This window comes from Acidovorax sp. (assembly GCF_027492855.1).
Lineage (GTDB): Bacteria > Pseudomonadota > Gammaproteobacteria > Burkholderiales > Burkholderiaceae_C > Acidovorax.
The window spans coordinates 24,647-31,367 of the sequence record NZ_JAPUDY010000005.1 but is presented as its reverse complement, the minus strand read 5'-3'; the positions used below and the strand labels follow the sequence as shown (position 1 = coordinate 31,367).

The window sequence follows — 6,721 nt, the reverse complement described above, 5'->3', positions numbered from 1 at the left end:
GGAGTGTTTTTAGACCCTCGCACTGATGCCAAGCAGACTGGGCTCCCTTTGGGAGTCCTTTTTGTTGGAGCCTGGCCGGTGACAATGGAGCCCTTCATCCGCCACATGGCTCCGCAAAAAATGACATCTCTCCCCGCCAGGGGCTGGAACAGCCAATGGTTCGTGCCCACGGGCGAGCAGCAACAGGTTCTTGAGTCCAAGGCGCCGGCCACCATCATCAGCGCGCTGGCGGGCACCGGCAAGACGATCACGCTGTGCATGAAGGCCTGCAACCTGCTGGCCAGCATGGCCCCGGGCGCGCGCATCCTGGTGTTGGCCTATTCGCGTGCGGGCGTCACGGCCCTGCGTGACCGGATGCTCAAGCTCCACGGCGCTGTGCCTGCCAGCCTGGACATCCTGACGATAGAACAGCTCAGTGAGCGGGTGCTGAAAGAGCAGGGCGATCCCGTCGTCAAGCTGGATGATCCGGTGCGCAGGCGGTTCCTGATCCTGCAGGCACAGCAGGCGCTGCGCCAGGATCTGGAGCGGAGCCCTGATCGCGAAGCTGATGACCTGCTGGGGCAGGACGTGGATATCGACGCGTTTCTGGCCTTCGAGGCGCTGGCCAAGAAGAAGCGGCTGGACAAGCAGTGCGAAGAAGACGTCGGAGGGGATCTGCAGGCTTTTTGTGAAGAGCAGGACCTGGACTACGGCCTGTACAGGCTGCTGAGGCATTACGAGCGCATGCGCGTGGGCATGAACCACGAGCCGCAGTTCTATGCCGACGGCGACTGCAGTTTTGAACTGAGCCGCCAGATGGATCTGCTGGACTGGGACCAGCCCTGCGAGTGGCTGCAGGGTCGCTACGGCGCAGTGCTGTTTGACGAACTGCATGACCTGGATGAGATGGCCCTGACGATCCTGCGCAAGCTGGTGCAGAGCCACAACGGCGTATTTGTGGGCGCTGGCGATTTCAACCAACACATCCATGAAGGCTCGTTCTCGGTCTTTGGCGGGGCTTTACAGCACATCCGGGCCAGCTTGCCCGAGGGCACCGAGGTTCTGCACATCAACACCACACGCCGGTTTGGCGCGGAGATCTGCGCGGCCCTCAATCCCTTGTTCGGGGTGGAGTTTGCGTCTGTGCCGCAGAGTTCGGATGCGTTTCAGCGCCTGACCTACGACACGGACGTGCAGTGCGCGCAGCAGCTGGTGGAATTACACGCCCAGATCGTCAATGGCTGGGGGGGCTTGCATGGAGACAAGAGCCAGCACAGTAGCGCCTTGAACCTGGTGCTGAGGAACCCCCAGGACAGCATCCTGCTGGAGTGGGTGTTTGGGCACGAAGGGGTGCATTACGGCTGCCAGGGGATGGGCGCTTTCTATTTGCGCAGGGAGGTGGCCTTGGTGCTGGGCCTGATGTGGGCTCTGCAGGGCAACCCTGGCGAGCGCCCCCTGACCCCCGGAATTTTGGGCGCGGCCATCCAGGGCTTGCTGCACTATGGCCGACGTGCCACAAGGCACAACACCGTGAACCCCGACGTGCTGGCGCAGGGCCAGTTTGACGATGCTGGCTGGACGGGTGGGCCCGGCGCCAGCGAGAGCCTGCAACTAGGAGGGACCTTGCATGGGGACGTGGCGCAGATGCGCCGCTATATCGTGCATGGCACCCTGGACCGCAGCGCACCACCGCTGACCGATGCCTGTGCGCAGGTTCTGGTGTTGGCGCCTGATCTGTGTGCCGATGCGGGGGCGTTGTGCAACCACCCCCTGGTGCGCCGTATTTTTGAGGATGCGCCCATCAACGGCAAGGAGCGGCAGGCCTGCCTGGCCAGTCTGGAGCAGCTATCGGAGCTGGCGCAGGGCATGCCGGCCAGTGAGTTTCTGGGGCGGCTGACGCTTGTGGCCACCCGCAGCATCGAGATGCACCAGCGCAAGGAGCCCGTGACCCTGCGCCTGATGAGCGTGGAGGCGTGCAAGGGCCGGGAGTTCACGTTCGTGGCGGTGCCTTTTGTGGAGCGCGGGCGGTTTCCGGGCTCGGCATCGCACCAGGAGGCCTACCGGGAGCGCAACATGCTGTACGTGGCCCTGACGCGTGCGCGCACGGCGCTGTGGCTGCTGGAGAGCGCCGCAAGGCCAGTGACCCCAGGGCCTGTTTAGTCCGATCTGCGATCTGTCGAATGGCGGCTCACGGCTTTGCCCGTCCCTTGCGCGCGGGCCGGGCGGCTGGGCTGGGTGCCCTGGAGCCCGCTTGTTCGAGCCACAGCAGTGAGTCCATTTGTGACATGAAGCGCCGCAGGTAGTCGGGCGACAGGGTGCGCATGAGGCTTAGCGTGCGCAGCATGAGCTTGTGCGCGTTGAGTGGCCCCGCGTTCTCGGGCCCGCGGTGCAGGGCCTGCACCACCTGCTGCTCTGCCGAGATCTTGGACCATACCTCGCTGAACTGGCGCACGCTTTTCATGTCCGACAGGCTGGCGCCATCGCCTGTGCGTGCGGCTTCGGCATCGACCTCCCTGCGGGCACTCAGATCGCGGTTCAGTTGCGCCAAGGGGGAGGCTACCGTCGCCGCCCCGGTCTTGCCGGGTGCGGAGCTGGGGGCTTTTGTGGCAATAGGTGCCTGTCGGGCCTGCTCGGCGTAAGCCACAACGGCTGCTAGCAGTCGCCCAGCCAGCACCTTTTGCACGGCCGCAGGCTGGCCGGGCAGGCGCTGGGCTAGCACCTCCAGGTAGTGAAAGCGTGCCGGGTCATGGCGGTGTGCGCCCTCGGCCCGCAGGGATTCCAGCGTGGGCTCGGTCAGCAGTTCACTCATTGCGCGCGGGCTGGGTGTTCGAGGCTTTGGGCACTGGTGCCATTTCCACGCGGCGGTTTTGTGCACGGCCTTTTTCATCGGCGTTGTCGGCCACGGGTTGCTCGGCACCAAAGGCGGCGGCAAACACCTGGGACGATGGCATGCCTTCGTCGATAAGGGCGCGCGCCACGGTGAGTGCCCGCTGGGCCGACAGCTCCAGGTTGTCGGCAAAGCGCTGCTGGGGGCCTCGCAGCAGCGTGGTGTTGTCCGTGAAGCCACTCACCATCAGCATTTCGTCGCGCTCGCGCAGGTACACCTGCAGCGGCTGCACCAGGCTCTTGAGGAGCTGGCGGCCTTCGGGGCGCAGTTCGTCGGAGCCCGTGGCAAACAGCACGCTGCCGCTGATGCCGATACGGCCGTTGTTCACCGTGACCCGGCCGCTGGCCAGCGGAATGGCCAGTGCTTTCTCCAGTGCCATGCGGCGCTGTTCTGCCTGCTGGCGCTTTTCCACCTCCTGCTTGAGGCTCGCCACCAGATCGATCTGCACCACCAGCACGCCCACCAGGATCAGCACAAACGCGCCCAGCAGACCCGCCATCAGATCGCCAAACACGGCCCAGACAGGCGCTGTTTGTTCGGCGCCGTCGTCCAGGGTGTCGTCAAGGCCGGTCACGCAGCGGCTCCCTCGACGGTTGCGGCAGTTCGGCCCGCGTTGCCATGCAGTCTGCGCAGGTCTTCCACAATGCCTTGTTGTGCGCTGATGCTCAGATCGATCACTTCGCGGGCTTGGGCCACGTAGTAGGCCAGTTGTTCATCGCTGCGGCTCATCGACTGGCTGAGGGTGCCTTCCATGCCCTGCAGGCTTTCCACGAGCTTCTCGTTGCTGGCGCTGAACAGGCCCACGCCGTGGCTGAAAGACTCGCCCAGGCTGGCCAGCTCTACTGCACTGGCGGCCACATGGGCGGCCACTTCGTCCACTTTGCCTGCTTGCGTGCCGAGCGCCTGTGCAAACTGCTGTCCCGCCTGCTCCAACACTTGGGCGGCCGAGCCGACCAGCGTGTCGATGGCGGCACGCTGCTGCACCGCAGCCTCGTTCACCGAGTGCAGCAGTGTGCCTACCTGTTCCATCATGGCCGTGCGTTCTGCCAGGGCGACGTTGTCACGTTCGCTCAGGCGCGTCATTTCCTGGCGCAACTGGGTGATGACCTCGGCCGCAGCCTGTGGCACGTCGGATGCGGTCTGCAGCAGGCGCGTGAGCGGGGCCTCCAAGGCCGAGCCCAGGGTGGCCAGATGCTGCGCCACTGCGGCCTGCAGCGTGTCGAGCCGCTCCACGGCAGCCTGGCCGCGCTGGGTCTCGGCATCGCGCAGGGCCACCAGCTCGGTGCGCCACACGCCGGTAAGTTCGGCCATGCGCTGGCCTTGGGTCTGCACCCATTGGGCTTCGGCATCCATGCGGGTGCGCAGCAGTGCGTCCGATTGGTCCATCAACGTGGCCGCGCCGCCCAGGGTGCGGTCCACTTGCTCGGTCATGCGTTCCGTGATGCGCGTGGCGGTTGTCTCCAGGGCATTGCATACGCCTTGCTGCTGGGCCACGGTCTGTGTGCCCACGCGCTGCCACTCGGCACTCAGCGTGCTGGCCATGTTTTCCATGGAGCGGTTCCAGCCTTCCAGGCGTTGCTGGTCGGCCGACAGTTGGGCGGTGTGCGACTGCGCCACCGTGTCCTGCAGTGTGGCCAAGAGTGCGGTGGAGCGCTGCTCCAACACCTGGGTGGCCGTTTGCAGGGTGTGGTCGATTTGGGTGGCCGCGCCTTCCAGCGCCTGGCTAACACGCTGTTGGTGTTCTGCGGTTTGCGCGCCAACACGTTGCCATTCAGAGCTCAGCGCGCTGGCCATGCCTTCCATGGAGCGGTTCCAGCCTTCCAGGCGTTGCTGGTCGGCCGCTAGTTGGGCGGCGTGCGATTGTGTGGCCGATGCCTGCAGCGAAGCAATCAGGTTGCTGGAGCGCTGGTCAAACGCCTGGGTGACGGTTTGCAGCGCGCCGTCAAGCTGCGCCACCAGGGCGCCCTGGGTCTGCGTGTGGTTGTGCAACGCGGTGCTCCAGGTGTCGGCTACCTGGCGGGCCGTGCCTTCCCACTGGGCCGAGAGCGCCTGCATTTGCGCGTCGGTGGTAGTGCGCAGGCGTTCGTGCGAGCGCTGTGCCTCTTCGGCCAGGGTGGACATCGCCTGTTCGACTACGGGGCGGATCGCCTCCCCGGCCTGGCGTGCGCTGGCGCTCAGGCTGTCTTGCAGCGAGGCGCCCACAGCGCTGGCCAGTTGGGTGTAGGCCGCCGTGGCTTCGCGGTGAAACCCCTGCTGCTGTGCCAACAGTTGTTCGCCCAATTGGCCGCTGCGTCGCTCCAGCCCTTCTATCAGGCCCTGCAGGCGCTCGGCAATCAGGGGCATGGCCTGGGCCTGCGTCTGCAAGGCTCCCAGCATTTCCTCGCGCCGGTGGGCTGGCGAGAACGGCCGAAACAGCGTGGGAACGCGCGCATCGAGCAGGCGCACGGCTTGCAGGCGTTCGCGGCGGCTCAGGGCCGACAGCAGGCCCAGCATGGCCGATGCCGCCACGCCAGCCACCGAGGTGCCGAACGACAGGCCCAGGCCTTTAATGGGGGCTGATAGCGCGGTGCGGATCGATTCCAGGTTGGATGAAGTCTCCAGTGCGAACACGGCACCATGGAAGGTGACCACCATGCCCAAAAACGTGCCCAGCATCCCCAGCATGACCAGCAGGCCCACCAGGTAGGGCGTAAGGGCCGGACCCGGCAGCGCGACGCGCTCGCCTTCGATGCGCTGGCGCACGGGTGCGCGTAGCGTGGGCACCAGACGGTCCAGCCAGTGGCCCAGGTCTGCCAGCGGCCCGGCGGGGCTGTCGGCCAGTGCGGTGGACAGCGACGTGGTGGCTGCGCGGAACTGCATCAGCTCATACGCACCCAGCACATAGACTGCGCCAATCACCACCGTCATCGCCAGCGCCAGGGGGCTGGTCCCGACGAAGCCCCAGCCCACCCAACCCACGGCCGCAAGGCCCACGGCGAAGATAGCGGCCATCACACTCTTGTTCATTCCTGTTGTCCTGTTTTTTCGTTGTGGGCTGCTTCCAGCAGCCCCGTGATCGGTTGAAGGCGCACCTGCATTTCGGCGAGCAGCAAGGCCTGCATGTCCTGTTCAAACGCCCACAGCCAGCCACCGGGCTGGCGCCAGAGCGGTGGCTCATCGGCCTGGCCGCTGGCCTGTAGCACCTGCTGGTGTTTTTGATGTCGGTGCGCCAGGCGCCGCTCCAGGTGGCCGGGTAGCGAGGCCCACAGTCGCTGTTCGCGCGCGCCCAGCATCTGCTCCATGACGGCATCCAGCGCAGCCAGCTGCCGCAGGGCGGGCGTGGCCTTGGTGAGCGTGTGGCGCACCTGGGCCCGCAAGGCCAGCAGACGTGTGTCCATCTGTTTTTGCAAATCCAGGTAGCGGGGGCTATGGGCCGCGAAATCCGCATCGGCCTGGAGGTCGGGCATCTCCACGGGGGTGTTGTCGGCCCGCGCACGCAGGGGCTTGGGCGCTGCCGCCTTGGCCGTGACCAAGGCGGTCAGATCGGCCCTGGCTTTCTGGACAAAGCGCTCTAGCGCGGCTGCATCGCATGCAGACTCTCGCGCTCCCCCTGCCATGCCACCCGATTCCGGTAGTGATTCGATGGCATGCAGCGCACGGCTGAGCTGAACGGCGTCCACCGTGCCCAGCCACTGGCTCAGTTGCACGGCCACATCCTCTTGTTGCTGCGGTGGTTGCATCACCCGCGTGCCGGCCTCCCGCGCCCATTGCTGGAGCAGGACAACAAGGCGTGAGCTGTTGAGTCGGTGGTGCAGGTACATCCCGTGGGGCCATTCACTGTGCGGCTGCACGCCCAGGATTGCGCCTGGGCATGTG

Annotated in this window: 5 protein-coding genes; 1 reads left to right on the top strand and 4 read right to left on the bottom strand. The window is 65.9% G+C overall.

Annotation, left to right across the window (positions count from 1 at the left end; all coding sequences use genetic code 11):
- Positions 1-120 precede the first annotated feature (120 nt).
- Positions 121-2,139, top strand: coding sequence for a UvrD-helicase domain-containing protein (locus Q0105_RS00605; RefSeq protein WP_298207690.1), 2,019 nt, complete (start codon positions 121-123; stop codon positions 2,137-2,139).
- Between the two features lie 28 nt (positions 2,140-2,167).
- On the opposite strand, the gene Q0105_RS00600 is transcribed toward Q0105_RS00605, so the two are convergent.
- Genes Q0105_RS00600 through Q0105_RS00585 form a run of 4 tightly spaced genes read right to left on the bottom strand, consistent with a single transcriptional unit; the run spans position 2,168 to position 6,696 of the window.
- Positions 2,168-2,788, bottom strand: coding sequence for a DUF2894 domain-containing protein (locus Q0105_RS00600; RefSeq protein WP_298207688.1), 621 nt, complete (start codon positions 2,786-2,788; stop codon positions 2,168-2,170).
- Entirely contained in the window at positions 2,781-3,440 is a 660-nt protein-coding gene (locus Q0105_RS00595) for an OmpA family protein (protein ID WP_298207686.1), read from the bottom strand. Before Q0105_RS00595 ends, Q0105_RS00600 begins: the two co-directional genes overlap by 8 nt.
- A complete protein-coding gene (locus Q0105_RS00590; RefSeq protein ID WP_298207684.1) occupies positions 3,437-5,872 on the bottom strand; it encodes a DUF802 domain-containing protein in 2,436 nt (811 codons plus the stop codon). The genes Q0105_RS00595 and Q0105_RS00590 overlap by 4 nt, the downstream gene beginning before the upstream one ends.
- The gene (locus Q0105_RS00585; protein WP_298207682.1) at positions 5,869-6,696 is read right to left on the bottom strand and encodes a DUF3348 family protein; all 828 of its coding nucleotides are present in this window, start codon (positions 6,694-6,696) and stop codon (positions 5,869-5,871) included. Before Q0105_RS00585 ends, Q0105_RS00590 begins: the two co-directional genes overlap by 4 nt.
- Positions 6,697-6,721 lie beyond the last annotated feature (25 nt).

Coding starts and splice junctions, on each gene's coding strand:
- Q0105_RS00605 (WP_298207690.1), top strand. CDS start 121: ATGACATCTCTCCCCGCCAGGGGCTGGAACAGCCAATGGTTCGTGCCC.
- Q0105_RS00600 (WP_298207688.1), bottom strand. CDS start 2,788: ATGAGTGAACTGCTGACCGAGCCCACGCTGGAATCCCTGCGGGCCGAG.
- Q0105_RS00590 (WP_298207684.1), bottom strand. CDS start 5,872: ATGAACAAGAGTGTGATGGCCGCTATCTTCGCCGTGGGCCTTGCGGCC.